General features: G+C 65.4%; 31 protein-coding genes. 19 read left to right on the plus strand and 12 right to left on the minus strand.

Annotation, left to right across the window (positions count from 1 at the left end):
* Window positions 1–165: 165 nt before the first annotated feature.
* Together BraRD5C2_RS16410 and BraRD5C2_RS16415 are read left to right on the plus strand one after the other, a co-directional pair.
* Window positions 166–342, plus strand: a complete 177-nt coding sequence (locus BraRD5C2_RS16410) for a hypothetical protein (protein WP_223969740.1) — start codon at window positions 166–168, stop codon at window positions 340–342.
* 76 nt (window positions 343–418) lie between these two features.
* Window positions 419–562 carry a hypothetical protein gene (locus BraRD5C2_RS16415; protein WP_223969741.1) on the plus strand — a complete coding sequence of 48 codons (144 nt, stop codon included), beginning with the start codon at window positions 419–421 and terminating at the stop codon, window positions 560–562.
* Window positions 563–584: 22 nt separating this feature from the next.
* On the opposite strand, the gene BraRD5C2_RS16420 is transcribed toward BraRD5C2_RS16415, so the two are convergent.
* Window positions 585–938: a DMT family protein gene (locus BraRD5C2_RS16420; protein WP_207835159.1), complete on the minus strand. Its 354-nt coding sequence runs from the start codon at window positions 936–938 to the stop codon at window positions 585–587.
* Window positions 939–1,148: 210 nt separating this feature from the next.
* Between BraRD5C2_RS16420 and BraRD5C2_RS16425 the strand changes: the two genes are divergently transcribed.
* From BraRD5C2_RS16425 to BraRD5C2_RS16435, 3 genes are all read left to right on the plus strand, one after another.
* Complete coding sequence (locus BraRD5C2_RS16425; protein ID WP_223969742.1) at window positions 1,149–1,964, plus strand: PAS domain-containing protein; 816 nt, start codon at window positions 1,149–1,151, stop codon at window positions 1,962–1,964.
* 102 nt (window positions 1,965–2,066) lie between these two features.
* On the plus strand, window positions 2,067–2,528 hold the full coding sequence (locus tag BraRD5C2_RS16430; protein WP_223969743.1) for a GNAT family N-acetyltransferase: 462 nt from the start codon (window positions 2,067–2,069) through the stop codon (window positions 2,526–2,528).
* A gap of 275 nt (window positions 2,529–2,803) precedes the next feature.
* On the plus strand, window positions 2,804–3,742 hold the full coding sequence (locus BraRD5C2_RS16435) for an aldo/keto reductase (RefSeq protein ID WP_223969744.1): 939 nt from the start codon (window positions 2,804–2,806) through the stop codon (window positions 3,740–3,742).
* A gap of 149 nt (window positions 3,743–3,891) precedes the next feature.
* Here BraRD5C2_RS16435 and BraRD5C2_RS16440 read toward each other — a convergent pair whose 3' ends face one another.
* Window positions 3,892–5,121 (minus strand): DUF1501 domain-containing protein, encoded by a 1,230-nt coding sequence (locus BraRD5C2_RS16440; RefSeq protein WP_223969745.1) that lies wholly within the window; start codon window positions 5,119–5,121, stop codon window positions 3,892–3,894.
* Window positions 5,118–6,701, minus strand: a complete 1,584-nt coding sequence (locus BraRD5C2_RS16445; RefSeq protein WP_223969746.1) for a DUF1800 family protein — start codon at window positions 6,699–6,701, stop codon at window positions 5,118–5,120. Before BraRD5C2_RS16445 ends, BraRD5C2_RS16440 begins: the two co-directional genes overlap by 4 nt.
* A gap of 328 nt (window positions 6,702–7,029) precedes the next feature.
* Here BraRD5C2_RS16445 and BraRD5C2_RS16455 point away from each other — a divergent pair, with 328 nt between their 5' ends.
* Together BraRD5C2_RS16455 and BraRD5C2_RS16460 are read left to right on the plus strand one after the other, a co-directional pair.
* On the plus strand, window positions 7,030–7,704 hold the full coding sequence (locus BraRD5C2_RS16455; protein WP_223969748.1) for an HAD family hydrolase: 675 nt from the start codon (window positions 7,030–7,032) through the stop codon (window positions 7,702–7,704).
* A 149-nt stretch (window positions 7,705–7,853) separates the two neighbouring features.
* Window positions 7,854–8,588, plus strand: coding sequence for a hypothetical protein (locus BraRD5C2_RS16460; protein ID WP_223969749.1), 735 nt, complete (start codon window positions 7,854–7,856; stop codon window positions 8,586–8,588).
* A 47-nt stretch (window positions 8,589–8,635) separates the two neighbouring features.
* Here BraRD5C2_RS16460 and BraRD5C2_RS16465 read toward each other — a convergent pair whose 3' ends face one another.
* Window positions 8,636–9,232: a TetR/AcrR family transcriptional regulator gene (locus tag BraRD5C2_RS16465; RefSeq protein WP_223969750.1), complete on the minus strand. Its 597-nt coding sequence runs from the start codon at window positions 9,230–9,232 to the stop codon at window positions 8,636–8,638.
* Between the two features lie 90 nt (window positions 9,233–9,322).
* Between BraRD5C2_RS16465 and BraRD5C2_RS16470 the strand changes: the two genes are divergently transcribed.
* Window positions 9,323–10,114 (plus strand): crotonase/enoyl-CoA hydratase family protein, encoded by a 792-nt coding sequence (locus tag BraRD5C2_RS16470; RefSeq protein WP_223969751.1) that lies wholly within the window; start codon window positions 9,323–9,325, stop codon window positions 10,112–10,114.
* 119 nt (window positions 10,115–10,233) lie between these two features.
* On the opposite strand, the gene BraRD5C2_RS16475 is transcribed toward BraRD5C2_RS16470, so the two are convergent.
* A complete protein-coding gene (locus BraRD5C2_RS16475) occupies window positions 10,234–10,941 on the minus strand; it encodes a glutathione S-transferase N-terminal domain-containing protein (protein WP_223969752.1) in 708 nt (235 codons plus the stop codon).
* A gap of 220 nt (window positions 10,942–11,161) precedes the next feature.
* Here BraRD5C2_RS16475 and BraRD5C2_RS16480 point away from each other — a divergent pair, with 220 nt between their 5' ends.
* Together BraRD5C2_RS16480 and BraRD5C2_RS16485 are read left to right on the plus strand one after the other, a co-directional pair.
* Entirely contained in the window at window positions 11,162–12,277 is a 1,116-nt protein-coding gene (locus BraRD5C2_RS16480) for an MBL fold metallo-hydrolase (RefSeq protein WP_223969753.1), read from the plus strand.
* A complete protein-coding gene (locus tag BraRD5C2_RS16485) occupies window positions 12,274–12,909 on the plus strand; it encodes an SCO family protein (RefSeq protein ID WP_223969754.1) in 636 nt (211 codons plus the stop codon). The genes BraRD5C2_RS16480 and BraRD5C2_RS16485 overlap by 4 nt, the downstream gene beginning before the upstream one ends.
* A gap of 156 nt (window positions 12,910–13,065) precedes the next feature.
* Here BraRD5C2_RS16485 and BraRD5C2_RS16490 read toward each other — a convergent pair whose 3' ends face one another.
* Window positions 13,066–13,299, minus strand: coding sequence for a hypothetical protein (locus tag BraRD5C2_RS16490; RefSeq protein WP_207835145.1), 234 nt, complete (start codon window positions 13,297–13,299; stop codon window positions 13,066–13,068).
* 115 nt (window positions 13,300–13,414) lie between these two features.
* Between BraRD5C2_RS16490 and BraRD5C2_RS16495 the strand changes: the two genes are divergently transcribed.
* From BraRD5C2_RS16495 to BraRD5C2_RS16520, 6 genes are all read left to right on the plus strand, one after another.
* Window positions 13,415–14,317, plus strand: coding sequence for a LysR substrate-binding domain-containing protein (locus tag BraRD5C2_RS16495; RefSeq protein ID WP_223969755.1), 903 nt, complete (start codon window positions 13,415–13,417; stop codon window positions 14,315–14,317).
* Window positions 14,310–15,620, plus strand: a complete 1,311-nt coding sequence (locus BraRD5C2_RS16500) for an NAD(P)-binding domain-containing protein (protein ID WP_223969756.1) — start codon at window positions 14,310–14,312, stop codon at window positions 15,618–15,620. The genes BraRD5C2_RS16495 and BraRD5C2_RS16500 overlap by 8 nt, the downstream gene beginning before the upstream one ends.
* Before the next feature lie 64 nt (window positions 15,621–15,684).
* Window positions 15,685–15,909, plus strand: a complete 225-nt coding sequence (locus BraRD5C2_RS16505; protein WP_223969757.1) for a hypothetical protein — start codon at window positions 15,685–15,687, stop codon at window positions 15,907–15,909.
* The gene (locus BraRD5C2_RS16510; protein WP_374708000.1) at window positions 15,906–16,112 is read left to right on the plus strand and encodes a hypothetical protein; all 207 of its coding nucleotides are present in this window, start codon (window positions 15,906–15,908) and stop codon (window positions 16,110–16,112) included. The genes BraRD5C2_RS16505 and BraRD5C2_RS16510 overlap by 4 nt, the downstream gene beginning before the upstream one ends.
* 112 nt (window positions 16,113–16,224) lie before the next feature.
* On the plus strand, window positions 16,225–19,137 hold the full coding sequence (uvrB, locus tag BraRD5C2_RS16515) for an excinuclease ABC subunit UvrB (RefSeq protein ID WP_223969758.1): 2,913 nt from the start codon (window positions 16,225–16,227) through the stop codon (window positions 19,135–19,137).
* 3 nt (window positions 19,138–19,140) lie between these two features.
* Complete coding sequence (locus tag BraRD5C2_RS16520; protein ID WP_223969759.1) at window positions 19,141–19,557, plus strand: pyridoxamine 5'-phosphate oxidase family protein; 417 nt, start codon at window positions 19,141–19,143, stop codon at window positions 19,555–19,557.
* A 26-nt stretch (window positions 19,558–19,583) separates the two neighbouring features.
* Here the strand turns inward: BraRD5C2_RS16520 and BraRD5C2_RS16525 are convergent, their stop codons facing one another.
* The 6 genes from BraRD5C2_RS16525 to BraRD5C2_RS16550 all read right to left on the minus strand — a co-directional run bounded on the left by BraRD5C2_RS16525 (window position 19,584) and on the right by BraRD5C2_RS16550 (window position 21,681).
* Window positions 19,584–19,778 (minus strand): hypothetical protein, encoded by a 195-nt coding sequence (locus tag BraRD5C2_RS16525; protein ID WP_223969760.1) that lies wholly within the window; start codon window positions 19,776–19,778, stop codon window positions 19,584–19,586.
* Between the two features lie 108 nt (window positions 19,779–19,886).
* The gene (locus tag BraRD5C2_RS16530) at window positions 19,887–20,387 is read right to left on the minus strand and encodes a GNAT family N-acetyltransferase (RefSeq protein ID WP_223969761.1); all 501 of its coding nucleotides are present in this window, start codon (window positions 20,385–20,387) and stop codon (window positions 19,887–19,889) included.
* 37 nt (window positions 20,388–20,424) lie between these two features.
* Window positions 20,425–20,577 (minus strand): hypothetical protein, encoded by a 153-nt coding sequence (locus tag BraRD5C2_RS16535; protein WP_223969762.1) that lies wholly within the window; start codon window positions 20,575–20,577, stop codon window positions 20,425–20,427.
* 27 nt (window positions 20,578–20,604) lie between these two features.
* Complete coding sequence (locus BraRD5C2_RS16540) at window positions 20,605–20,811, minus strand: hypothetical protein (protein WP_223969763.1); 207 nt, start codon at window positions 20,809–20,811, stop codon at window positions 20,605–20,607.
* Between the two features lie 368 nt (window positions 20,812–21,179).
* Window positions 21,180–21,371 (minus strand): hypothetical protein, encoded by a 192-nt coding sequence (locus tag BraRD5C2_RS16545; protein WP_223969764.1) that lies wholly within the window; start codon window positions 21,369–21,371, stop codon window positions 21,180–21,182.
* Window positions 21,372–21,441: 70 nt separating this feature from the next.
* Window positions 21,442–21,681 carry a hypothetical protein gene (locus tag BraRD5C2_RS16550; RefSeq protein WP_223969765.1) on the minus strand — a complete coding sequence of 80 codons (240 nt, stop codon included), beginning with the start codon at window positions 21,679–21,681 and terminating at the stop codon, window positions 21,442–21,444.
* A 143-nt stretch (window positions 21,682–21,824) separates the two neighbouring features.
* Between BraRD5C2_RS16550 and BraRD5C2_RS16555 the strand changes: the two genes are divergently transcribed.
* The 3 genes from BraRD5C2_RS16555 to BraRD5C2_RS16565 all read left to right on the plus strand — a co-directional run bounded on the left by BraRD5C2_RS16555 (window position 21,825) and on the right by BraRD5C2_RS16565 (window position 23,689).
* The gene (locus BraRD5C2_RS16555) at window positions 21,825–22,658 is read left to right on the plus strand and encodes a hypothetical protein (protein WP_223969766.1); all 834 of its coding nucleotides are present in this window, start codon (window positions 21,825–21,827) and stop codon (window positions 22,656–22,658) included.
* A gap of 199 nt (window positions 22,659–22,857) precedes the next feature.
* Entirely contained in the window at window positions 22,858–23,301 is a 444-nt protein-coding gene (locus BraRD5C2_RS16560) for a nuclear transport factor 2 family protein (RefSeq protein WP_223969767.1), read from the plus strand.
* Window positions 23,302–23,428: 127 nt separating this feature from the next.
* Window positions 23,429–23,689 carry a hypothetical protein gene (locus BraRD5C2_RS16565; RefSeq protein ID WP_223969768.1) on the plus strand — a complete coding sequence of 87 codons (261 nt, stop codon included), beginning with the start codon at window positions 23,429–23,431 and terminating at the stop codon, window positions 23,687–23,689.
* Window positions 23,690–23,909 lie beyond the last annotated feature (220 nt).

A 23,909-nucleotide genomic window follows, 5' to 3' on the forward strand; every position in this document is an offset into this window, starting at 1 on the left:
TTCCGGGAATAGCAGGGAAACTGCCCAAATAACGGGCAAAACCCTCGTCGAGACCGCATTTTCGCCGTTTTCGAGGGGCCTCGCCGCCGCAATGTTGCCGGTGACGCTGGGCAGATTCGCTCGGATGTCGCGAGTGATTCGCTCGCGGTCTGAGGGATTTCGACCATGAAACGGTGGTCCGGCACGGCAGGCTTCCATGGCCGCCCTGCCCCAGTGGCATCATCCCGCCTGACGAACGCGATCGCCGCGTCGCTCGCGCTTGGCGCACTGACGCTGTGCCTCGTCGTCGCCGTGACGGTGCTGGCGAGCAACATCGGCATGGCGACATCGATCCCGGCGTAACCCAGCGATTTCCTTTTGGCACCTGATCCGCGGCAAGGCGCGGGAGAGACAGCGGCGCGACATGATGAAGACCCCCGTGGGACTTGTGACTGTGACGCTGTCGGCGGCGATCCTGCTTGCGGCTTCACTCCTGATCGTGACCGGTACGCAGGGCGAGGACCGCGCGCACCCGGCGCATGTCACAACGCCCGTCGCCAACAAGCAGGCTCCGCACCGCTAGCGCGCACTCCAGCGCAAGCGCGCTAGCTCCATTTGTGGAAGATGAAGAACGCGCCGGCGGCGATGAAGGCAAATCCGAGCGCGTGATTCCAGCCCAGCGGCTCCTTCAGATACAACACCGAGAAGCCGGCGAACACGACCAGCGTGATCACCTCCTGCATGGTCTTGAGCTGCGCCGCGCTGTAGACCTCGCTGCCCCAGCGATTGGCCGGCACCGCCAGCCAGTATTCGAAGAAGGCGATGCCCCAGCTCACCATGATGACGATCGGGAGCGAATGATCCTTGTACTTGAGATGGCCGTACCAGGCGAAGGTCATGAAGACGTTCGAGGCAAACAGCATCAGGATCGGCAGCAGCGAAGGCGAAATGGCGGGCATCGATGTCCTCTTCAAGTAAAGCACGCGGTAACCCGCAGGCCCGGAACCGGGTTCCATCCCGATCTGCATATCATTTGATTTGAAAGCAGCGAAAGCTGGTTCGGCCCCCGCAAGGCCCGCTTAACGGTCGGGGCGGAAATCCCGGCGCCATTGCGGAGCTGTCGTCAAACTACCGCTTTATCGTTCGTTTGACAGATAGCGAGAACGCGCATGCGGTTTGATTGGCGTGCAATTTCAGGTCCGGCCCTGACGGCGATCACGGCGCTCGCCGCCTTCCTGATCGATCGCCTCCTTGTCCCAGTCCCCAATCCGGCGCCGCTGTTCGTCTGCATCGTGGCGCTCGCCAGCTCGATCAGCGGCATCACCTCCGGGCTCGTCTCCGCCGCGATCGCGGTGGCCGCCTCGGCGCTGTTCTTCCTCGACCATCGCGCACTGCCCGGTTATGACGCGGCCGATGTCGCGCGGATGCTGATGCTGGCCGCGACCGCGGCCGGCACCGCCCTGATCACCGGAATGCTGCGGCAGAAATGGATCGACGCGTTTGCCGCGGACCAGCAGAATCACGCCACCTCGGCGCGGCTCGCCGCAGCACTCGACCAGGTCGACATCGGCATCGTGCTGCTCGATGCCGACACCCGCGCCGAATTCATCAACCGCGCCTTCCGCGAATATTTCGCGCTCTCCGATGCGCAGGCCGACAGCAAGCCGCCCTTCGTCGCGCTGATGTATCATGGCCGCGACACCGGCGCCTACGAATTGCCGGAAGACGAGCTGAGCGCGTTCATCGCCGAGCGCATCGCGATGATGCGCTCGGGCGATTCGACGCCAATCAACCTCAATCTCGCCGACGGCCAGGTGCTGCGCTTCAGCTGCACGGCGCTGCCGGACGGCGGCCGGATGCTGAGCTATACCCCGGTGACCGACCTCGTGCGGCACACCGACGATCCGACGAAGGCCGACGAATATCGCGCACAACGCGCCGGGCGCGAACGCCATCTGGCGCGGCTGCTGCGCGCCGCCGAGTGAGGCGCGACCACGTCGGCAATTGATCCCACGCGAGAGCGACGCTAGAACGGTCGCGAGCGATGCGCAGACATCGTGCAACGCGGGATCATCCAAGGTTCGTTCATGTCCGACGACGTCACCATCCGCTTCGTCACGCGCGACGATTACGCCCAATGGCTTCCGCTATGGGACGGCTACAACGCCTTCTATGAACGTTCAGGACCGACCGCGCTCGCGCCCGAGATCACCGCGATGACGTGGCAGCGCTTCTTCGACGCCTACGAGCCGATGCATGCGCTGGTCGCCGACGCCGGCGGCACGCTGCTCGGGCTGACGCACTATCTGTTTCACCGCTCGACCACGGCGATCGCGCCAACGTGCTATTTGCAGGATCTCTTCACGAGTGAGGCCGCGCGCGGCAAGGGCGTCGGCCGCGCCTTGATCAACGGCGTCTACGCACAGGCGAAACTCGTTGGATCGCCGCGCGTCTACTGGCAGACGCATGAGACCAATCGCACCGCGATGCAGCTATATGACAAGGTCGCGGACAAGCCCGGCTTCGTCATCTATCGCAAGATCATCTGAGCGCGCTTGCGCGGCCTGTGGATGGCATGGAGATGTCACCGGCGCGTTACAAAGCCCGGCTAGGCTTCCGCGTGCGTAAGATCAGGCCCCCCGTCTCAGATCTCGCGCCCCGAGCGGTCCCCGTCAGTCGCCGCGTCTGACCGGGACCGCTTTTTTTCGACATTGCCATGCGTGATAGGTGCCATGCGCGATCGGCGGTAGGGCCGCACCTTGCCGCCCCTTGGCATGCTTGTCACAATGCACCGCATCCCTCGCCTATCCCACAGGATTGTCTCATGGAAATTCGTAATCTCGGCGGCTCCGGCCTGCGCGTGTCCGCGGTCGGCATCGGCTGCAACAATTTCGGCCAGCGCACCGATCTGGAAACCTCGCGCAAGGTGATCCACAAGGCGATCGATCTCGGCATCACCCTGTTCGACACCGCCGACATCTATGCGGGGATGGGCGGCTCGGAGACCGTGCTCGGCACCGTGCTGGGCGATCGCCGCAAGGACATCGTGCTCGCCACGAAATTCTCCAAGCCGATGGCGACCGACGGCACCAAGCAGGGCGCCTCGCGGCGCTACATCATGTCCGCCGTCGAAGCGAGCCTCACCCGCCTGAAGACCGACTACATCGATCTTTACCAGCAGCATGATTATGATCCGCTGACCCCGATCGACGAGACGCTGCGCGCGCTCGACGATCTCGTGCGCCAGGGCAAGGTGCGCTACATCGGCAACTCCAACTTCCCGGCATGGCGGATCGCGGAGGCCGAATACGTCGCGCGCGAGCTGAACGTGAACCGGTTCGTGTCCTGCCAGGACGAATACAGCCTCGTGGTGCGCGGCATCGAGAAGGACCTGTTGCCGGCGGCTCAAGCCTACAATCTCGGCCTGCTACCGTTCTTCCCGCTCGCCAGCGGACTGTTGACCGGCAAGTACCAGCGCGGCACTGCGGCGCCCGCCGACACCCGCTTCGCCAAGGCGCCGGCCTTGAAGGATCGCTACGTCACGCCGCGCAACGAGGACATCGTCGAGCAGCTGCAGGCCTTCGCGCAGGAGCGGGGCCACACCATGCTGGAGCTCGCCTTCTCCTGGCTCGCCGCCCGCCCGCAAATCGCAAGCGTCATCGCCGGCGCGACGCGTCCCGGGCAGATCGAGCAGAATGTCAAAGCGATCAGCTGGAAGCTGAGCGCGGAGGAGATGGCGGAGATCGACCGGATTACGAAGTAGCCCTCGCTGTCGTCCCTGCGAAAGCAGGGACCCATAACCACAGGATTCGGTTGTTGCAGCGCGCTGTGGCCCCAGCATCGCGCAACGTTGAGCATTCGTGGTTATGGGTCCCGGCCTTCGCCGGGACGACACCGTGGTTGTGGTGGGCGCTAAGCCACCAGCCCCTTCATTGGCTTCACCGGGGCGCTGTCCGGGAACACGGCATCGGCCAGCACGCGCTCGCCGAGGCCGAACTGGTCGTGCAGCACGCCCTTGATCACGGCGCGCAGGTCAGTGGTCGGGGCGAGGTCGCGAGCCTGGTAGAGATTGGCGGGCTTCAGGCCCGGCCAGTCGGTGATCATGCGGCCGCCGTTCACCGCGCCACCGGCGAGCAGCGCGATGGTGCCGGTGCCGTGGTCGGTGCCCTCGGTGCCGTTGATGCGCGCGGTGCGGCCGAACTCGGTGGCGACCACGATCACGGTGTCGCGCCAGCGCGCACCTAAGCCGCTCTGAAATTCCGCCAGCGCGCCGTCGAGGCCACCGAGCAGCTGCGCGAGCCGGCCGACCGGGCCACCTTCGTTGGCGTGGGTATCCCAGCCGTCGAAGGCGAGCGCACCGATCCGCGGTCCGTCATCGGCCGCCATCAACTTGGCGGCGCCGCGCGCCACCAGCCGCATCGCCGCGACGCCGCCACCGCCTGGCTGCGGCTTGATCTCGTTGCCCTGCGCCTGCTTCTCGAGCTGCAAGCCCTGCGTCAGCGCGCTCGCCAGCGTCGGATCGCGATGCTGGTAGAGATCGAGCAGCCGCATCGCGGTGTCATCGGCGGCCTGCGGCAGCGCAGTCGGCGCCCAGCCGACGGTCGGCGCTGCGCCGCGCAACACCAGCGGCGTGGTCGGGCCGACCGCGAGCGCGCTCGTCACCCGCTCGCCCTTCGGCAATGCTTCGAGTGCGCGGTTGAGCCAGCCGGACTGCACCCGGCCGGGACCGGGGAAGCCGCTCTCCAGCACGTCCTGGCCGTCGAAATGCGAACGATCGCGATAGGAGGTCGCAACCGCATGAACCACCGCCGCTTGCTTGGCGCGATACATCCGCGAAAATTCCGGCATCGCCGGATGCAGGCCGAAGAACGGATCGAGCATCACCGCCGCGTTCGGCCCATCGGCCTTCAATGCGATCGCGCCGTGCAGGCCGGCATAATCGGGGTCGCCGATCGGCGCTACGGTGGCAAGACCATCGAGCGCACCGCGTAGAATGATGGTGACGAAGCGCGGATCACGGCCATCGGCCGCGCGCGCGAATTTCGGCAAATAGGCCCAGGCGGCAAAGGAGGCACCGCCGAGCAGCAGCGCGCGCCGCGACGTCGCCTGCAGCATCAGGCTCTCGGAGCAATCCATGATCATCTCCTCTGGAATTCCGGCGACATCAGCAGCAGCGCCAGCGCCTGCTGCCGCGATTCCGCGCGCTCGATGGAGCGCCGCGTCTCGACCGAAGCGGCGTCCGCCGCGATCAGCTCGAGCAGGTCGCGCGGGTCGAACCGGTCGGCGAGCTGGGAGCCAAGCTGCGCCGAGATGTCGAGCCTGAGCTTGATGCCTTCGGGCGCGGCCCAGGCCGCCGCGGTATCCGGGAAACCGTTCGGCCCGGCTGGCGACCACAGCGGCTGGCCGAGCAAATTGAGACCATTGAGATAGCGGCCCGGATCCTCCGGATTGCGCGCCAGCAGACGGCCGGAGGCGAGCAGGAATTCGTAAGGTGAGCGCATCTTCGTCAGCGGCGCCTGCCACGCCTCGTTGGACTGGATGAGCGCGGTGGCCAGCGCCCTGAGATCGCCGTCGGTTTTGGTGAAGGTGTCCTGCAGCTTCGCCACCAGCGCGGGCGGCGGATCGTCGGCAACAAAGTGGCGGGCGAACTTGGTCGCGATGAATTTTGCGGTCGAGGGATGCCGCGCGATATCCGATAGCACCGCCTCGCCCTGGGCGAGACCGGCCTGCGCGTAGGTCTTGCCCAGCACCTGCTGCGGCCCGGGCTGATGCGCATTGGCATTGAACACGAAGCTGCCGGGCGCACCGAGCTGGCCGCGGCGGCCGGCAAAAGTCCAGCCGGTGATGACGCGTGCCAGCGACGTGACGTCGTCCTGGGTGTAGCCGCCGCCGACGCCGAGCGTATGCAGCTCCATGATCTCGCGCGCGAGGTTTTCGTTGAGGCCGCGGTTGCGGTTGATGCCGGCGCGCGACTCCGGTCCGAGCGATTGCTGGTTGTCGAGGAAGAACAGCATCGCCGGATGCTGCTCGACGGTCTTCAGCATGTCTGAGAAATGGCCAAGCACATGCGGGCGGATCGCCTCGCGCTCGAACGAGCCGGCCCACATCCGCGCCAGCGCGCCCTTGTTGGCTGAGATGCAGAAGTGGTTGGACCAGAACACCACGAGCCGCTCGACGAAACCGCAATCGGCGACCACGCCGCGCTGCAGCCGCGCCAGTGCCTCGGCGCGGAACGTCTTCTGAATGATGTTGAGCGGCTGCGCCGGCGGCTTGGGCGGACCGGCCACCGTCTGCATCGTCGGAGGCTGCATCGTCGCGGACGGCGTCATCGCTGCATTGGCGTTGTCGGCGGGCTGCGGCTGCATCGCCGGATCCTTCCCGGCAATCTCCTTCGCGGCAGTCGACAGCGACAGATTGCGCCGCTGCGGCTGCTTCGCGTCGGATCCCTGCGCCGGCGTCTCGCTCGCGCCTTGCTGCGCGACTTTCGCGGCGTTGCGCGCCTGCTGGATCTCGAACTGATAGTCGAACACCTGCTTGCCGAGCTCCGGGGTCGAAAGCAGGCCCGGCACTTCGAGCAGCGCGCCGTTCGGACGCGCCAGCTCCGTCAGCACGAAACCGCGCGGATCGGAGGCCGCGTTGATGAAGTCGCCGGCCGCCCCGCCGCGGGCGCCAAATCCAAACCGGTTGAGGGCAATCAGCGCGGCTTGCGAATCACGGGCCATCAGAATTCCCTTAAACGATTCCCTTGACCGTCTATCCCGGCTATATCTGTTGCCCGGCATCATAGCGCGGCCCGGGATGAACCCGAGATTAATTCACGCATTAAATCGCGGTTAGAATGGACCTCTCTTCACACGATCGTTCCGAACAAGCCTCACCGCGCCGGCTTGCCTGCACGGCCTGCGGCAGCGAATTTTCCTGCTCGCTCACGGGATCGTGCTGGTGTTCCGACGAAAGCTTCCGTCTGCCGATGCCGGCCGATGGCGGCGACTGCCTCTGCCCCACCTGCCTGCGGAGACTGGCGGAACAGCAAGCCGCGGCGAGCGCCACGTGAACGCACCCTGGACCGTTGACGCCGTCCTGCTCGACATGGACGGCACGCTGCTCGACACCGAGAAAGTCTACTTCGACAGCCTGGTCACGGCGCTGAATGCATGTGGCTACACCGACGGCGTCGTCGCGCTGTGCCATTCCATGGTCGGCCTCCCCGGCCCGGTCTGCGAAGCGATGCTGCGCGATCACTACGGCGCGGCGTTTCCGCTCGAGGAGGTCAATCGCGCCTTCATCGTCACCCGCGATCGCATGTTTGACGCCGGCCTGCCGCTCAAGCCCGGCACACTCGCGCTGCTCGACGGCCTTGCCGCCGCCAACTGCCGGACCGCGATCGTGACCTCGTCATCCCGCCGCACGGCCGAGCGCCATCTCACCCTCGCCGGCATCCGCAATCGCTTCGAGACGCTGCTGACGCTCGATGACGTGACCCACGGAAAGCCGGACCCGGAGCTCTATCTGAAGGCGGCCGCGCAGCTCGGCGTGACGCCGCCGGTCTGCATCGCGGTGGAAGATTCCAACCACGGCGTCACGGCCGCCCACACCGCCGGCGCGATCACGCTGATGGTGCCCGACATGGCACCGCCGACCGACGCGACGCGCGCGAAATGCGCAGCCGTGCTGCCGGACCTCAACGCGGTGCTGGCACTGCTGCAGGCGCGCGGCGCGCTTTAGCCGTCATTGCGAGCGAAGCGAAGCAATCCATCGTCCCGCATATGCGGAGCGATCGTGAGTGTGCATCTTGGCCTCAATTGCGTTACGGTTCAGATGCAGCGGGATAACCTTCGACTTTCGACCACGCCTTGCATGTGAGCGACATTTCGATGATCAAACGCGGCCTATCAGTCTTCGATCCGCCTAACGACCTGCTCGACACCTCTGGGGTGACGCCCAAGCTGGGTGAAGGCGAGCTCGTTCTCTGGGTTGGCACGCCGGGATGGCTCAGCAGCTTCTTCTGCACAGCCTCATTTGTAACAGCGGGCGCTCTCGTTTTGGCGCTTATCGCCTACCACGGGATTTATTCACTAACGCCAGAACAATATGCCATTGAAGGGCTCGTCAGGAAGCGGTGGATAGTTGTCGATGCATTGGTCTTTTTTGCTTTCATACCTCAACTGATAGCGCTGCGCATGGGCGGCGCTTTTGTCTACATTCTCACAACAAAGCGAATGATGGTCAGAGTAGACCAGACAAGATTACTCGTCAGATTATTCAGGTACTTCAAAAGCGTCGTAGATGCGGATGGCTTCGCCGCATATGATTTGAGATACCTCAACGGTGCCCGCGTCTATGCCGGCTTGTGGAGCTACGGAAATGTGAGCGTCCGGTACACCGTCGGCTCATTAGGCGAAGTCAGGGGCGACTTGAGCACATATGATTCCAAACCATTCTTCTTTCGTGACCGCCGGTACGTAAAGGTATTCTACCGCAAGCTTGCCTGCTTTCATTTGGCCGAGACGTTTTGCAACGTGTACTTCGGGATCAAGGATGTGGGCAGGCTTGGTGATGTTTTGAATGATCAATGCGCGGCTCGTCTTGGGCGCATCGCTCCCCGGTAACCTTAGCGAGACCGAACGTCAAACGACGAAAAGCGCGGTAGCCAATCCTAACTCCGTCTACGCCCCAACTTCCCCATCGCCGTCTCGATCAGCATGCGGGCAGCCTCACCGGCGGTTTCCATGTAGCTCGCGTCGCGATGCAGCAGCACGACGGCGAACGAGCCGTCCAGCAGCAGCAGGATTTGCCGCGCCAGCTTGAGCGGATCGGCGATGCCCTGCTCTGCGAAGGTCGCGCGCAGCCAGTCCTCGAACTTCTTCTTGTGCGCGGCGCCGATCCGGATCGCGGGATGCCCGGGCATGTTGGCGAGCTCGGCCGAGGTGCGCAGGAAGCCGCAGCCCTTCCATTTCGGATGCCGCGCCGAGCGCGCGAGGTTCTTGAAGATCGCGTCGACCTTCGCCGGCAGCCCGCCCTCGGCCTCCGCGAACCATTTGCGGAACAGCGCGAGATTGGGCTGGTCGCGTGCGGCAAGATAGGCGGCGACCAAATCGTCCTTGCTCTTGAAGTGATAATACAGCGTGCGCTTGGTGAGTCCGGCCTTGGCGGCGACCTCGTCGACGCTGACGCGGCGGATTCCTTCACTGTAGAACAGCGAATTCGCCGCCTGGACGATGCGCTCGCGGGTGGGCTCGGAGGGTCTGGGCATCCATCGTATGTATACTCACCAGTGAATATACACAAATTCCGCGAGCCTCTAGGGTCGGTCCCACGAAACACCCATGCCGGAGACTGCACCATGCCCGCCCCCATCCTGCTCGCCATCGACGACGGGATCGCCCTGGTCACCCTGAACCGCCCCGCGCAGCTCAACGCGCTCAATTACCAGCTGATCGATCAGCTGATGGCGGCGCTCGACCGCATCGAGGGCGACGCCGGCGTGCGCGCCGTGATCCTGACCGGCGCCGGCGAACGCGCCTTTTCGGCGGGCGCCGACATCAAGGAGTTTTCCGAGAGCGTCAAACAGGGCGCGGCCGTCGCGGTCCGCGACTTCGTCCGCCGCGGCCAGGCCATGACCGCGCGGCTGGAGGCGTTCAAGAAGCCCGTCATCGCCGCGGTCAACGGGCTCGCCTTCGGCGGCGGCTGCGAGATCACGGAGGCGGTGCATCTCGCCATCGCCAGCGACCGTGCGCTGTTTGCAAAACCCGAGATCAAGCTCGGCATGCCCCCGACCTTCGGCGGCACACAGCGGCTGCCGCGGCTGGCGGGGCGCAAGCGCGCCCTAGAGCTGCTGCTATCAGGCGATCCGTTCCCGCCCGAGCACGCGCGCGAGATCGGCCTCGTCAACCGGCTCGTGCCGCACGATCAGTTGCTGACCGCCGCGCGCGAACTCGCCGGCCGCATCACCAGGCATTCGCCTGATGCGGTCGCCGGCACCATCACCGCGGTGACGCGCGGGCTCAACATGCCGATTGCCGAGGGCCTGCTGGTCGAGAGCGAGCAGTTCGGCGCGCTGGTGCCGAGCCACGATCTCGCCGAGGGGCTCGTGGCGTGGAAGGAGCGGCGACCGGCGAGGTATCTCGGGGCGTGAAAACCCGCTAGCGCTACATTCGTCATTGCGAGCGAAGCGAAGCAATCCATCGACCCGCATGCGCGGAAAGATGGATTGCTTCGTCGCTTCGCTCCTCGCAATGACGGCGAGACTGCGCCCTACCGCACCACCGCCGCGGTCTGTCCGAACAGCAGCTTGCGCTCTTCCTCGGTGCGGATCGCGGGCTGGCCGAAATTCGGGTTGACCTCCTTCGCCTTGGCATAGGCGCGCTCGGTCGCCGGGCGCTTGCCGATGGTCTCCAGCCAGCGCTTCAGATGCGGGAAGTCGTCGATCTCCTGGCCCTGGTTCTTGTAGGGCACCACCCAGGGATAGCTCGCCATGTCGGCGATCGAATAGTCGCCGGCGATGAATTCGCGGTCGGCGAGCCGCTTGTTGAGCACGCCGTAGAGCCGGTTGGTCTCGTTGACATAGCGGTCGATCGCGTAAGGCAGCTTCTCGACCGCGTAGTTGCGGAAGTGATGGTTCTGCCCGGCCATCGGCCCGAGCCCGCCCATCTGCCAGAACGTCCACTGGATCGCGTCATAGCGGCCGTAGAGATCCTCGGGCAGGAATTTTCCGGTCTTCTCGGCGAGATAGAGCAGGATCGCACCGGACTCGAACAGAGAGATCGGCTTGCCACCGCCCTTCGGCGCGTGATCGACGATCGCCGGAATGCGGTTGTTAGGCGCGACTTGCAGGAAGTCCGGCCTGAACTGATCGCCCTTGCCGATATTCACCGGGAAAACCTTGTATTCCAGTCCGGTCTCTTCGAGGAACATCGTGATCTTGTGGCCGTTCGGCGTGGACCAGTAGTGGAGATCGATCATGGGCGAGATCCTGCATTTCCAGGGATTGCTGACGCATCGGCGAGAAAGATGCGAATGCATGGAGTTGGGCGCATAACCGCACCCAAGTCAATGGCGGCGCATTGCGCCGCGCGCGAATGTGATCTGCAAACGACGCAAGCGCCCGATTGAGCTGCGTCCCGATAGCACCTAGGCTCCGTACCGTTCGCATCGAATAATTTTCGAAACTTGGGGGATAATAATGACACGGGATTTGGCACGACGTGATTTCCTGAAAGGCTCGGCGGCGATCGCCGGTGCCGCCGCCGCGGGCGCATTCTCCTGCGTCGAGATCGCAAGCGCCGCGCCGATCGAGGTGCCAACCGTCGACAAGCTGTCGATCCGCGTGCTGGTCGATTCCAGCTTCGACGCCTTCTTCAAGCCGAAACAGGCTAACGGCGTCTCGATCGCGCCGGCAGTGCGCGGCGCCGATTTCCGCAAATCGTTGCACAATGAATGGGGACTGTCGCTGTGGCTGGAATCGGAGGCCGCCGGCAGCCGGCGCAGCCTGATGCTCGACTACGGCTACACGCCCGAGGTGCTGCTCAACAACATGGAGCTGGTCGGCGTCGATCCCGCCAAGCTCGACGCGCTGATCGTGAGCCATGGGCACTACGACCATTTCGGCGGCCTCAGCGGCTTCCTCGACAAATTCCGCGACAGACTGCCGGCCGACGTGAAACTCTATGCCGGCGGCGAGGACAATTTCTGCCACCGCGTCAGCGCGACGCCGACCAAGGGCCAGTTCGCCGATTTCGGCACGCTGGATCGCCGCCAGCTCGCCGCACAGCGCGTCACCACGGTGCTGTGCGAGACCCCGACCGTGATCGCGGGCCACGCCTTCACGACCGGCAAGATCACCCGCCGCAGCATCGAGCGCGTGCTGCCGCAGACCTGGGTCGAGTTCGGCATGAAGGACGGGCTCGGTTGCAACGCCAGTCACTATCTGCCGGCCGAGATGGAGGGCAAGATCGTGCCCGACGAGCACATCCACGAGCACGCGACCTGCTTCAATTTGAAGGATTTCGGCCTGGTCGTGATCTCGTCCTGTGGCCATGTCGGCATCGTCAATTCGGTCAAGCAGGCGCAGGAAGTCTCCGGCATCCAGAAGGTGCACGCGATCGTCGGCGGCTTCCATCTCGGACCGGCGCCGAAGGACTACCTCACCGAGGTCGTCGCCGAGATCAAGAAGCTCGACCCCGACGTGCTGATCCCGATGCATTGCTCCGGGCTCAACTTCGTGCAGGAGGCGACCGCGCAGATGGGCGACAAGGTGCTGGTCACGACAACCGGCAGCCGCCTCTCCTTCGGCATATGAACCGACCGATCCTGCGCGTTATTGCATGCGCCGGCGCCGGCCTGTGGCTGGCGCTGGCGTCCGCGCTGGCCGGCGATGCGCCTCAGCAATCGACGCGTTCCGCCGCCGACATCATGGACATCCTGATGTGGAACAGGGAGCCGGTCGGCGGGCCGTTCGCGCTGACCGATCAGGCCGGCCATGCGCGCACCGACAAGGAATTCCGCGGCAAGCTGATGCTGGTCTATTTCGGCTTCACCTATTGCCCCGACGTCTGTCCGACCGATCTGCAGGCGATCGCGCTCGCACTCGACAAGCTCGGCCCCGACGGCGATCAGGTGCAACCGATCTTCATCACGGTCGATCCCGAGCGCGACACCGCAGCCCACCTCGCCGAGTACGTGCCGCTGTTTCACCCGCGGCTGATCGGGCTGACCGGCAGCGATGATGCGATCCGCAAGGTAGCGGATGCCTACAAGGTCTACTATGCCCGCGTGCCGCTGAAGGATGCCGGCGACTACACCGTCGATCACACCGCCTACATCTATCTGATGGACCGCGACGGCAATTATCTCGGCTTCTTTCCGCCCGGCACCTCGGCCGACCGCATGGTCGAGATCATCCGGCCGAGGTTAGCGGAGCCGGCGCGCTAAAGCGGCAACGGGACTGCGCCCCCTCTGCCGCTTGCGAGGGAGGGTCGGGGTCGGGGCTCTCTCCGCGAGTCGGAATCTTGATGTGGAAGCACCCCCACCCGCTGCGCTACGCGCGTCGGCCTCCCCCGCAAGCGGGAGAGGCAAAGAAAGACGGCCTCAATGCATCCGCCCATGCGCGCGCAGGAACGTCTCGCCGGTTTCCGTCACCATCACCCGCATGCCCTCGACCGAGGGACGGCGCGCGACATAGCCGCGGTCGACCGCGTCTTCCCAGATCGTCAGCCGCGGGCATGAGGTGCGCCAGACCTCGAGCACCTCGGCATAGGGCCGCGGCTCGCGCGCCACCCATTCCACGAGATCGAGCACCAGGGCGTCCGTGGTTTCTGTCATCTGGTCCTCGCTGGGGTCAGCAGGGATTCAAAATCGTCTCCGGTATTTCTGCGCTGCTTGGCCTCCGCCGGCAAACTGAGTTATCTTGCCCTTGCATCAGTTTTCCTGAGGGTTCATGCGGCGGCTGCTCTTTCTCAACGGCATCAAGGCATTCGAGGCGGCGGCGCGGACCGGCAGCTTCGCGGCCGCCGGCCACGAGCTCAACGTCTCGGCCGCCGCGATCAGCCGGATGGTGCATCTGCTGGAAGAGCGGCTCGGCGTTGCGCTGTTCGAGCGCAAGGCCAACCGCCTCGTCACCACACCGGCCGGCCGTGCCTATCAGGGCGGGCTGACCCCGATCTTCGACGCGCTGGCGAGCCTCACCGCACAGGTCACGGCCTCCGCGAGCGCGCGCGTGCTGACCGTCGGCGTCGGCCCGACGTTTGCGCTGAAATGGATGATTCCGCACCTCGCCGAGTTCCGCAAAGCTGAGCCCGACATCGAGGTGCGGATCACCACCGGCGGCATGGCGGTGCCGTTCGCCGACGACTGGAGCTGCGGCATCCAGCTCGGCGACGGCCAGTGGCCGGGCCTCGTCGCCGAGCCGCTGTTCGCTGCCGACCTGATGCCGGTGTGCACCGCGCGGCTCGCCAATGCCCTGAAGCGTCCCGCCGACCTCAAGGGACCGAGCCTGATCCGCGTCGCGCATTCGCCCGACGACTGGCCGTCCTGGCTGAAGGCTGCGGGCGTGCCGCGCCTGACGGCGCGCGGGCCCGAATTCCAGTTCTACGGCCAGGCACTGCAGGCAGCGAGCGACGGGCTCGGGATCGCGATGGGCATCCGGCCCTATATCGATGACGATCTCGCCGCCGGCCGGCTGGTCGCGCCATTTGCGCTCAGCGTGCCGAAGGGCATGCGCTGGTACCTGGTCTATCGCGGCTTCCACGCCGAGCAGCGCGATTTCGCCGCGTTCCGGCGCTGGATCATCCGCGCCGCTGCGGAGCCCGCCGCGCGCCGCAAGGGAGCGCGCAATGCGTGAGGAGACCATCGACACGCTGGTGATCGGCGGCGGCCAGGCCGGGCTCACCATGAGCCACCGGCTGAAGCAGCGCGGCATCGCCCATCTGGTGCTGGAGCGGCGGCGAATCGCCGAGCGCTGGCGCAGCGAACGCTGGGACGGCCTGATGTTCCAGTTTCCGAACTGGTCGGTGCGGCTACCGGAGTTTGCGTATCCGCACAGCGATCCCGACGGCTTCTCGGACACCGCATCGATCATCGCCTTCATCGAGGCCTACGCCGCGTTCGTCGCGCCGCCGATCCGCTGCGGCCTCGAGGTGACGAAGCTGCGCCGCGACGCCGGCGGCTTCCTCGCCGAGATTGCCGACGGCCGCATCGCCGCCCGCAACGTCGTCGTCGCCACCGGCCCGTATCAGCGGCCGCTGCAGCCCGACGTGCTGCGCGAGCAGCCCGGCCTGTTTCAGGTTCACGCCAGCGACTACAAAAATCCCGCGCAATTGCCTGATGGGGCGGTGCTCGTGATCGGCGCCGGCGCCTCGGGCGCGCAGATCACCGACGAGCTGGTGCGGGCCGGGCGCCATGTCTTCCTTTCGGTCGGACGTCACAACCGCCTGCCGCGCCGCTATCGCGGCCGCGACCTGTTCTGGTGGCTGGCCGAGATGGGCGTCGACGAGACGCCGGTCGAGCAGCGTGGCCCGTCCCGCCTGCTGCCGGTGATCTCGGGCGCCCACGGCGGCCACACCATCGATTTCCGCCGCTTCGCCGCCGACGGCGTGACGCTGCTCGGCCGCGTGACGGCGGCGCGCGACGGCGTGCTCGAGATCGCGCCCGATCTCGCCGGCAACATCGCCAATGGCGATGCCTACTACGCGACATTCCTCGGGATCGTCGACGACTTCATCGCGGCCCGCGGCCTCGATCAGCCCGACGATCCCTTGGCGCGTGTCAGTCTGCCCGATCCGCCCTGCCTCACTGCGCCGCTTGATACCATCGACCTGGGCACCGAACGGATCAGCAGCGTGATCTGGGCCACCGGCTATGGGCTCGAACTGAACTGGATCGACATACCGGTGCTGGACGACAATGGAGCACCACGACACCGCCGCGGCGTCTCCGAGGTGCCGGGCCTGTATTTTCTCGGCCTGCAATGGCTGTCGAAGATGAAATCCTCGTTCCTGTCGGGCGTCGGCGACGACGCGGCCGTGCTCGCAGATCACATCGCCGCCCGCGCCCTAGCGGGTTGGTGCGGTTCACCTCAAGAAACCGTGTCAAAACAAAAAGCTGGAACTCCTCTGCTCCACGGAAATAAACCGCGCGACTTGTGATCTGGTTCACATAGGGCGCCTTTGCGCCCGTGCTTCCTATGAGAAGGGACATCCCGAGGTCGCGATGATTTACAGCGGTTTTCAGATCAAGTCGTTCGAGATGGGGAAGGGGCAATGGCACGCCAGGATTCAACGGGTCGATCAAAGGCCGGTCGTCATCGATGGCATGCCGTTTCCGATGCTCGACATCGGCTTTGCGTGGTCCGATCCGGATGCGGCGATCGACGACGCGAAGCGGACCATCGACCGGTTCCCACAACGGTATGGCATGACAATTCCGTCGGCGTGACCGGCAACGTCGTGGTCGCAGTCGTCCCGCAATGCGAGCCGGATCCGGTCCGGCCGGCGCAGGTCAGGACCAGCTGCCCGGAATGTGCCGCCCAACTCTCGCTGCTGCGCGTGATTCCCGGCCGCGCCGCCGAATACTGGACCATGCGCTGCGACGGCTGCGGCGGCATCCATCTCGACATCGTCGACCTGCCGCGGGCCTGAAATCCGCGAAAGCGCCGCCTGCTGACACCCTGCTGTCAGCAGCATCGCCTGTGCGCCAATCCAGCCGCCGATTGCCCTTTTCTCGCCGCCGGACTCGTCCCATATTCCGGCCATGGCGAAGACACCGAACACTCCGAAAAAGCCCGGCAAATCCCCCAAATCCAAGGCACACCGGCCCGAAGTCCAACCGATCGGACCGGCGCTGGCCGAGCTGCTCAATCCCGCGATCAATCGCGGCGATGCCGGCATGGGTTCGGGCACCGGCTTGCAGCCGCCGCCGGACAATTCCTGGGACCGCCGCGCCGGCGGCGAGGCCGCCGCGCATCGCGCGCGGGCGTCGACGCGGGAGACCAGCGAGGACGTCGCCAGGCGCGACGCTTCCGGCCTCGAGGAAGCCCCGCAGGCCAATTACGGCACTTCGGCCACCATCCCGACGCTCGATCCGGAACTGGCGCGGCAGCTCGGCCTGCCGACCGCCGAGGACGATGACGAAGCATTGGCCCGTCCGCCGCGCAGCAAGATGGAGGCGCTCGGCGTCAAGGCCACCGCCGACGCGCTGGAGAACCTGATCCGCGACGGCCGCCCGGAATTCCGCAGGGATGACGGCTCGATGCGGGTGTGGACCCCGCACCGGCCGCCGCGCCCCGAGAAATCCGAAGGCGGCGTGCGGTTCGAGATCAAGTCGTCCTACGAGCCCAGGGGCGACCAGCCGACCGCGATCGCCGAGCTTGTCGAAGGCATCGCGCGCAACGATCGCACCCAGGTGCTGCTCGGCGTCACCGGCTCGGGCAAGACCTACACCATGGCCAAGGTGATCGAGGCGACGCAGCGCCCGGCGCTGATCCTGGCGCCGAACAAGACGCTAGCCGCGCAGCTCTACGGCGAGTTCAAGAGCTTCTTCCCCGACAACGCAGTCGAGTATTTCGTCAGCTATTACGACTACTACCAGCCCGAAGCCTACGTCCCGCGCACCGACACCTATATCGAGAAGGATTCCTCGATCAACGAGCAGATCGACCGCATGCGCCACTCGGCGACGCGTGCGCTGCTCGAGCGCGACGACGTTATCATCGTCGCTTCGGTGTCGTGTATCTACGGTATCGGCTCGGTCGAGACCTACACCGCGATGACCTTCGCGCTGAAGAAGGGCGAGCGCATCGACCAACGGCAGCTCATCGCGGACCTGGTCGCGCTGCAATACAAGCGCACCCAGGCCGATTTCACCCGCGGCACCTTCCGGGTCCGCGGCGACGTCATCGACATCTTCCCGGCGCACTATGAAGACCGCGCCTGGCGCGTGAACCTGTTCGGCGACACCATCGAGACCATCGAGGAGTTCGATCCGCTCACCGGCCACAAGCAGGACGAGCTCGAATTCATCAAGATGTACGCCAATTCGCACTATGTGACGCCGCGCCCGACCTTGGTGCAGGCGATCAAGTCGATCAAATCGGAATTGAAGATGCGGCTCGACCAGCTCAACGACCAGGGCCGCCTGCTGGAGGCGCAGCGGCTGGAGCAGCGCACCACCTTCGATCTCGAGATGATGGAAGCGACCGGAAGCTGCGCCGGCATCGAGAACTATTCGCGCTACCTCACTGGCCGCCGCCCCGGCGAGCCGCCGCCGACGCTGTTCGAATACGTGCCCGACAACGCGCTGGTGTTCGCCGACGAAAGCCACGTCACCGTGCCGCAGATCGGCGGCATGTTCCGCGGCGACTTCCGCCGCAAGGCGACGCTCGCCGAATACGGCTTCCGCCTGCCCTCCTGCATGGACAACCGCCCGCTCCGCTTCGAGGAATGGGACATGATGCGGCCGCAGTCGGTCGCGGTGTCGGCAACGCCGAGCGGCTGGGAGCTGAACGAAAGCGGCGGCGTGTTCGTCGAGCAGGTGATCCGACCGACCGGCCTGATCGATCCGCCCGTCAATATTCGCCCCGCCCGCACCCAGGTCGACGACCTCGTCGGCGAGGTCCGCGCCACTGCGCAGGCCGGCTACCGGTCGCTGATCACGGTGCTGACCAAGCGCATGGCGGAGGATCTCACCGAATATCTGCATGAGCAGGGCATCCGCGTCCGCTACATGCACTCCGACATCGACACCATCGAGCGCATCGAGATCATCAGGGATCTCCGCCTCGGCGCGTTCGACGCGCTGGTCGGCATCAACCTGCTGCGCGAAGGCCTCGACATTCCGGAATGCGCGCTGGTCGCGATCCTCGATGCCGACAAGGAAGGTTTTCTGCGCAGCGAGACCTCGCTGATCCAGACCATCGGCCGTGCCGCGCGCAACGTCGACGGCAAGGTGATCCTCTACGCCGATCAGATGACCGGCTCGATGGAGCGCGCCATCGCCGAGACCAACCGCCGCCGCGAGAAGCAGGTCGAGTACAACGAGGCCCACGGCATCACGCCGGAGAGCGTCAAGAAGTCGATCGGCGACATCCTCAACTCGGTCTACGAGCGCGATCACGTGCTGGTCGAGATCGGCGACGGCGGCATGGCCGACGACGTGATCTCGATCGGGCACAATTTCGAGGCCGTGCTGAGCGACCTCGAAACACGGATGCGCGAGGCCGCCGCCGATTTGAACTTCGAGGAAGCCGCGCGGCTGCGCGACGAGGTCAAGCGGCTGCGCGCCACCGAGATGGCCGTGGTCGACGATCCGACCGCCAAGCAACGCAACGTGCAGAAGCAGGCCGGCGCCTATGCCGGCACCAGGAAATACGGCGATGCCGCCAACCTGCCGGTCGCCGCGCTGAAGAACAAGATCGCACAGACCTCGCTCAAGGCGAGCCGCGGCGGCAAGTCCGGCTCGCGGGTGCACAAGCCAGATCTCGACGAGATGCACGGCCCGGAATCGCTGCCCTTCCGCCCGGACGGCGCGCTGCCGGCCAAACCGTTCGGCACCACCAGCCGCATCATCCAGCCGACCGACTCGCGGCAGTCGGGGCCGGAGTTCGGGCCGAGCCCGCGGAGCAGCGGTGGCGCTCCGGGCAAGCGCGGTGGGTGGAAGAAAAGGTAGACCATGACGCGCGCCGAGCTTCTCGCCTTCCTGCGGATGCATCGGCTTGCAGTGGTCAGCACGGTCCACGACGGCGCGCCGCAAGCCGCCGTCGTCGGCATCGCGGTCAGCGATGGGCTCGAGATCATCTTCGACACGCTGACCACCTCGCGCAAGTACCAGAACCTCCGCACCGATCCCCGCGCCGCGTTGGTGGTCGGATGGGACGCAGAGCAAACCGCGCAACTCGAGGGCGTCGCCGACTTTCCGACCGGCGCGGAGTTGGCCGCCTGCAAGCAGGTGTACTTCGCGGCGTGGCCCGACGGCCCGGAGCGCGAGGCATGGCCGAACATCGGCTATGTCCGCGTGCGGCCGACCTGGGTACGGTTCAGCGATTTTGGCGAGGCGCCGGCGCGGGTTGAGGAGATGCAGCTTGGTTGATCAGCCTATCGCATGACCGGCGAGCGCTATGGCTGGACGAAGAACACCACATAGAGCGCGAGGCCGATCGCCAGAAACGACGCCGCAACGGCAAACCAGTTGTACTTGATGCCGCGCGCGAAAATTGCGTTCTTCGCAAACCACAGGACAAGACCGATAAAGATCGCTGCGAAGATCTTGCCCCAGAACAACTTCAGAAGGTGTAGATCCGCGAATAACATCCTCGCCCCGGACGATGGCTTTCGCTGAAGCCGCAGGCTACTGCCGATACAGGTTGTTATCACGACAGGGGTTGTCAGGGAAACGGAGGCCGCCGCAACGGCGCCAGATCACGCGACGTCGAATGCCGGATGATATCGCACGTCCCCCTTCGGCGGCTCGCCCGTCAGCACCAGCCGCTGAAAATACGGGCTCGGCGTGCCGCCATAGGTCAGCGTGGGATCGCTGACGAAGCCGAAGCGGCTGTAGTAGGCGGGATCACCGAGCAGGACGCAGCCGTTGGCGTTCAGGGCCGCGAGGCGGGCAAGGCCCCCGCGGATGAGAGCGCCGCCGATGCCCTGGCGTTGCAGACCGGGCGCGACCGAGACCGGGCCAAGGCCGTACCAGCGGCCGGTCGCGCCGTCGATCTGCACCGGCGAGAAGGCAATGTGACCGACGATGCACCCGTCGTCCGATGTCGCCACCAGCGAGATGGTCTGCGCGCCGGCTTGGCGCAGCGCCTCGACGATGCGGGCTTCGGTGCCGCTGCTGTGCGGCGCTGTCGCGAATGCGGCCGCCGTGATGCGGCTGACCGCGGCGGCGTCTTCATCGCGTTCGTCTCTGATCTGCATGCGCGCAGATAAGGCCGATCTGCGGCGACGCGCAAGCTTAGCCGACGCTGACGACGACGACCGCCAGCAGCGACATCATGATCATCGTGGTCATGAACTGCAGCGAGACGCCCGGCGGGCTCCGCCATTGCGCGATCTTCTCGGAGAACGACAGACTCGCGTCGAAGAACATCGGCGCATGGATGTGCACGAAGCGCTTCGGGAATTTGGCGGCAAGTCACGGCGTGAGCGCGGCGTAGACCAGCGACGACAGCACGACGTAGATCGCGGCGCCATAGCGTTCGCCGACGATTTCCGGGGCGCCGAACATTTTCAGCATCAGCACGGCGGCGGCGAAGGTCGGCAGGCCCTGGAGGATGGCGGTGAGCGCAAAGCCTTCGAGCCGGTTCTGCGCGGAAGATTTCGGTGCAGCGATGGCGTTCATGGCGGCGATCCCTTCTCAATCGGGTGATCCGATGCCGCCATGCTAGCCGCGCGCCCTCGCTTGCGGCGTGATGCAGGTCACGGGGAAAGCGGGATCGCGGCGCGGCTACCCGTTATCTGGCCATGCGGTTGCAAGTTGATGGATTTCGCTGCGCTCTACCCATCCTACATGTCCGTTTGACATGTGAAGCGGAATTTCACCCACGTCGTCCCGGGCAAGCGCAGCGCGACGCGACCCGGGACCCATAACCACAAATGGCAATTGTTACGCGACGCTCGGGCCACAGCCTCCTCAACAACGCAACCCTGCGGTTATGGGTCCCTGCTTTCGCAGGGACGACGGCGGAGTTTGCTGCGCGATCCGGAATTCTACCCCGACCGCTTGTTGCTGGTGTTCTGGATCAGATTGCCGTGCGCAGCCTGCTCGCGGATGTTGTGCTTCTCGTCGTCGCGATGGCCCTTGGTGGTGTCGAGGGGAACGCCGGGGGCACTGCCGGGGCCCTTGCGGCTCTGGTTGGCGTCGGGAACGGGCTGGACGGTCTTGTTCAGTGGTTTCGTCATCACGGTCTCCGTTGCGCAAGGAGACAACGCCGCCCGTGCGGGCGGCGTTCCGGACATCTCGCAACTTGCCTTACAGCTTGTCCTGCTGCGCGGGCTGCGCCTGTTGCTGCTGGCGCTGACGTTCCTGCTCCTTGGCGTGATGGCGGCCGTAGAGGCATCCGGCGGCGGCGCCGAGCATGCCGTGATGGCCGGCATAATGACCGGCGACACCGCCGACGACCGCGCCCTTGATGCAGCCCTTGGCGTCGGCAGACGAGGTGGCGGCAATCGCGCTGACGGCAATGACGGAAGCGAGAAGAATGGATTTCATGATACGGCTCCAATGGAATTCTCAAGGCAGTAACGACCGAGCCGCCACGCCGGTTCCCGCCGCTTCGCCGCAGAAATTCGCTGCGCGCCTGTCACGATCATGCTCTAAATGCCGCCGCATTGCGGACGGCGTCTTGAAGATTCATGCGGACATCACACATTGCTTTCCTCTCGGCCTTCATCCCGGCCCTTCTCGCGCCGGCGTTCAGCGCGGGGATGCTGTTCATGCCGAGCCCGGCCCACGCAGCGAACAACGACCGCGCGCTGCTCGCGACATTCTGCGCCAGCGCCAACATCAAGGGATCGACCTGCACGCGGGCGCGGTCCTACCCCGATGGCCGCGCGTGCGACGTCAAGCTGACCCAGGAGCGCTACGCCGGCCGCTTCCTCGCCGCCGGCAATGCGCTGCTCGCCGTCAACTATGAAAGCGAATGCGAGCCGCACGCGACCGATTTCGGCGGTGTCGCGCTGTTCGAGCAGAACGGCACGGCCCATCGCTTCATCCGCTTCCTGCCCGGCGCGCAGGGCCACGACTGCATCGTCCTGGCCAAGGACGCGCAGCAGGACCTGCTGATCTGCACGGTCGGCCACATGGGCCAGGGCATTCTCGAAAGCGGGGTAGCGCGGATGGAGTTCAGCAAGAAGTCCGGCAAGCGGATCGAGATCGCGCCCGACTTCCTGCTCAGGGCCGAGGATGCGGTCAACGCCTACGGCTCCAATGTCGTGATGTGCAACGAGGGTCCGAAATATTTCGGCCTCTCCAACCTCGCCGCGGGTCCGCGCCGCAACACGGTCGCGGTCGACGTCGACTATGCCGACAACGAGACCATCCGCACCGCCTGCGGCGAAGGCTTTCCGAAGCCGAAAGAGCTTTACCACGACCTGGCACCCGGCGAGGCCTTCGTGCCGCCGGGCTCCGAGAAGACGAAGCGGTTCACGATCGATCTTCTGACCGGCAACGCTGCGCCAGCGGAATAGGGGCCGCGCCGACGGAGTAAAGGCCGCGCCAACGAATGAGATGGCGCCGTGCGCATTTTTCGCCGCAATGCACGTTCCGGTTGTCGAACCTAATCGCGTCTCGTGCGTCAAAACATATGTTTCAGAGTGGAGCGCTTCGGTTCACAATGCGGGCCAGGGCCAGTCAGAGGCGAGTCGGACTGAACCGGCGGAGTCGATCATGGGCGAGGATTTGAACCGGCAGCGCGTCTTGAACTTCCTCGACGTCTATTATGCCGGCGGCATCGAGGGCGCGCTCGATCGTTGCAGCGACGACGTCGCGTTTCTCGCCAACGCCCCGATCGACATTCTTCCGCATATGGGCCAACACCGCGGCAAGGCCGCGCTGCGCCAGATGTGGACCACGATCCACGAGCGCTATTCCGACATGCGCTACGAGGCGCCGACGGTGGTGGCCGAAGGCGACAAGGTCGCGGCGCAGCTGCGAGTGTTCTTCCGCAAGCGCAACAACCGGCGCGTGGTGCAGTTCGATGTCGCGGTGTTCTACACGCTGCGCGACGGCAAGATCACCGAGATCCGCGAGATCATCGACACCTTCGACCTCGTCCAGCAGGTGCTGGAGCGCGACGTCGCGGCGGCGCTGACCGGGCAGAACGCGGAATAGCTCCCGGAAACCCGGGCAACGCATGGCGACGCCCCCCGCCCCGCAAATTCGTCCCCGCCGACGTTGAACCTCGAAGGCTCGGCGCTGACCTATCACTGGGCTTGTTGCGGTCGGGGCTGAAATCACCATGAAAGTCGCATTGCTCGCTGTGCTCGGCCTTGCGCTGGGCGCCCTTGGCGGCTCCGCTCTCGGCATCGGAGCCGGGCTCACCTGGATCGGACTGGCCAAAACCTCAGGTCTCGACAGCGGAACGCTGGTGTTCTTCACGTTCATGCCGCTCGGCGCCGCGATCGGCGGCATCGGCGGCGCGCTGTTGTTCGCGGTGGTGGCGATCCACGACGCCGAGATCGTGATCGAACGGCAGCCGCTGCGGCAGCGCGATCGCTGAATTGCGGTGACCGGAGCGTTTTCGAGCGAAGCTTGCCCCGCACTTGATGCGGGGTGGACACCGGTTCGCGTGAAGAAAACCCGGTTCCGATCCCATCGGAACCGGAACCGGGTTTTGCGGGCAGGCGGTCACATTCCGGTTAGGACCAGCGCAATTGTGCATTGCAAAAAAGTCATTTGCGTTTTGGCCGTTCCGCACTATTTGAGGCCGTAATAGTGAC

The organism is Bradyrhizobium sp. RD5-C2, from assembly GCF_019972155.1.
GTDB lineage: Bacteria > Pseudomonadota > Alphaproteobacteria > Rhizobiales > Xanthobacteraceae > Bradyrhizobium.